The sequence below is a fragment of the Dietzia sp. DQ11-38-2 genome (assembly GCF_014145055.1).
Lineage (GTDB): Bacteria > Actinomycetota > Actinomycetes > Mycobacteriales > Mycobacteriaceae > Dietzia.
This window is the reverse complement of sequence record NZ_JAALDW010000330.1, coordinates 1-2,530: the sequence shown is the minus strand read 5'-3', so window position 1 is coordinate 2,530 and position 2,530 is coordinate 1. Positions and strand designations below refer to the sequence as shown.

The following is a 2,530-nucleotide window of genomic DNA, read 5'->3' as shown; positions in this document are numbered from 1 at the left end:
CCAGCTCGGCCGGGCGGGCCTCGGCGAGATCGGCGTTGACGTCGGCGATGGTCACGCGCCACCCCGCCGAGGCGAGACGGCGCGCCGTGGCCCACCCGATCCCGGACGCGCCACCGACCACCACCGCGTGCCGCCCACCACCCATGTCGTCCGCCATGTCCGCCTCCATCCGGGATGGGGCCCGGGGCGCGGTGCCCCGTCGACGCGCCCTGGGACGCTGTTGACGCCCGTCAATCCCTGGCCATAATCTAGGGCCACACTGTGACTCACGCCATAGCTTTCCGCGCGGCGATCCCCGGCCGAAGAGGTTTCCATGACACCCGTCCCCACCGTCGCCGTCATCGGCGCGGGCATCAGCGGTCTGACCACGCTCAAGATGCTCGACGACTACGGCATCGAGGCGGTGGGGTTCGAGGCCTCCGACCGCATCGGCGGGAACTGGGCGTTCGACAATCCCAACGGGAGTTCGAGCGCGTACCGGTCACTCCACATCGACACCTCCAAACACCAGCTGAGCTTCCGGGACTTCCCCATGCCCGAGGAGTTCCCGGACTTCCCGCACCACTCGCAGATCAAGCAGTACCTCGATGACTACGCGGAAGCCTTCGACCTGCTGCGTCTCATCGAGTTCGAGAACCGGGTCCTGCACGCCGAGCGGCTCGAGGGCGGCGGGTGGGAGCTGACCACCGGACGCACCGGCACCCGCCGCTTCGACGCCCTGGTGGTGGGCAACGGGCACCACTGGGACCCACGGTTCGGCGACTTCCCGGGCGAGTTCACCGGGGAGATGATCCATTCGCACGCCTACGTGGACCCGTGGGATCCGCTCGACCTGCAGGACAAGCGCATTCTCGTGGTGGGTCTGGGCAACAGCGCCGCCGACATCGCCGTGGAGCTGTCCTCCAAGGTGATGCGGAACGAGGTGGTGATCTCCACCCGGTCCGGCGCGTGGATCGTGCCGAAGTACATCGCCGGCAAACCGGCCGACAAGTACTTCGCCACCTTTCCCTTCCTGCCCTACTCGTGGCAGCGCAAGGCCATTCAGGTCATGCAGCCGATGTCGGCGGGCCGACCCGAGTCCTACGGACTACCCAAGCCCAATCACAAGTTCTTCGAGGCCCACCCCACGCAGTCCGTCGAGTTGCCGCTGAGGCTCGGCTCGGGGGACATCACGGCCAAGGGGAACATCGCCCGGTTCGACGGGCGGACCGTGCACTTCGAGGACGGCACCGCGCAGGAGTTCGACGTCGTCATCCAGGCCACCGGCTACAACACCTCGTTCCCGTTCTTCGACCCGGACTTCCTCAGCGCCGACGCCCACAACCACGTGCCGCTCTACAAGCGGATGTTCTCCCCGGGCATCGACGACCTGGTCATGGTCGGCTTCGCCCAGTCCACTCCCACGTTGTTCCCGTTCGTCGAGGCCCAGGCCAGGCTGGCGGCCGCGTGGGCGGCCGGCCTGTACCGGACGCCGGGGCGCGAGGAGATGGAGCGGGTCATCGTGGCGGACGAGAAGAAGTACATCGGGCACATGCTCGACACCCCGCGGCACCAGCAGCAGGTGGACTACTTCCTGTACGAGCACGACCTCCGGACACGTGAGATCCCGGCGGGACGAGAACGAGCGGCACGCCTCGGCGGGATGATCCGGACGGCGGCGCACGCGTGAGCGGGAACGCCACCTCCGGTGACGCCGTCGCCAGCTCACCGCGGGGCGACCGGCGTCGGGAGGCCCTGTTGGCGGAGCTGGACCGGCAGCTGCGCACCACCACACTCGATGACATCTCGGTGGCCGACCTCACCGACGCGGCCGGCATCACCCGGTCGGCGTTCTACTTCTACTTCGACTCCAAGGCCGCGGCGGTGACCGTGCTGCTCTCCTCCATCCAGGAGGCCGCCGCCACGTCGAACGGCGTGCTCGTGAACTCCGACGGCCGCTTCCGGTCCCGAGTGACCTCGACGCTGAGCGGCCTCGCGGACCGCATGCTCGACAACGCTCACGTCTACCGGGCCCTGCTCACCGCGCGCACCACGCACGAGCCCATGCGCCGCCTGTGGAACGAGGGGCGGGCGGAACTCGCGGCCCCCATCGCCGAGTACATCCGCTCCGAGCGAGCGGCCGGTCGCGCCCCCGACGGGGCCGATCCGATGGCGCTCGCCACGTCGCTGATCCAGGTCAACGAGTCGGTCCTCGAACATCTCGCCTACGACGCCGGGGCGGATCGCGAACCGATGATCGCCACCGCCTCCGACCTGTGGGTCCGGGCCATCTACGGCCGCCCGGACCCCGCGGTCGACAACCCAGGAGACCCCTCGTGAGAAGCCAGATCACCCCCCACGACCTCGAGTTCCGCTCCGGCGGGGACACCTGCCGCGGCTGGTTCCTGCCCGCGGCAGGAACCGATCCCGCTCCGTGCGTCGTTCTCGCGCACGGACTGGGCGGCACGGCCGACTCGGGCCTGCTGCCGTTCGCCGAGGCCTTCGCCGCCGCGGGCTTCGCGGCGTTCGCCTTCGACTACCGCGGGTTCGG

The 2,530-nt window shown here is 69.4% G+C and carries 3 protein-coding genes and 1 pseudogene; 3 read left to right on the top strand and 1 reads right to left on the bottom strand.

The window, feature by feature from the left end:
* On the bottom strand, window positions 1-145 hold a 145-nt coding region (locus G6026_RS11520), incomplete at its 3' end, for an SDR family NAD(P)-dependent oxidoreductase (RefSeq protein ID WP_182613256.1).
* 168 nt (window positions 146-313) lie between these two features.
* Here G6026_RS11520 and G6026_RS11515 point away from each other — a divergent pair.
* From G6026_RS11515 to G6026_RS16895, 3 genes and pseudogenes are all read left to right on the top strand, one after another.
* The gene (locus G6026_RS11515) at window positions 314-1,669 is read left to right on the top strand and encodes an NAD(P)-binding domain-containing protein (protein ID WP_182613255.1); all 1,356 of its coding nucleotides are present in this window, start codon (window positions 314-316) and stop codon (window positions 1,667-1,669) included.
* Window positions 1,666-2,319, top strand: coding sequence for a TetR/AcrR family transcriptional regulator (locus tag G6026_RS11510; RefSeq protein WP_107755285.1), 654 nt, complete (start codon window positions 1,666-1,668; stop codon window positions 2,317-2,319). Before G6026_RS11515 ends, G6026_RS11510 begins: the two co-directional genes overlap by 4 nt.
* Window positions 2,316-2,530 (top strand): annotated as a pseudogene (locus tag G6026_RS16895) (alpha/beta hydrolase); the annotation flags it as partial. The gene G6026_RS11510 and the pseudogene G6026_RS16895, both read left to right, overlap by 4 nt.

Bases quoted from the DNA above. Each gene is read 5' to 3' on its own strand.
- G6026_RS11515 (WP_182613255.1), top strand. From the start codon at position 314: ATGACACCCGTCCCCACCGTCGCCGTCATCGGCGCGGGCATCAGCGGT.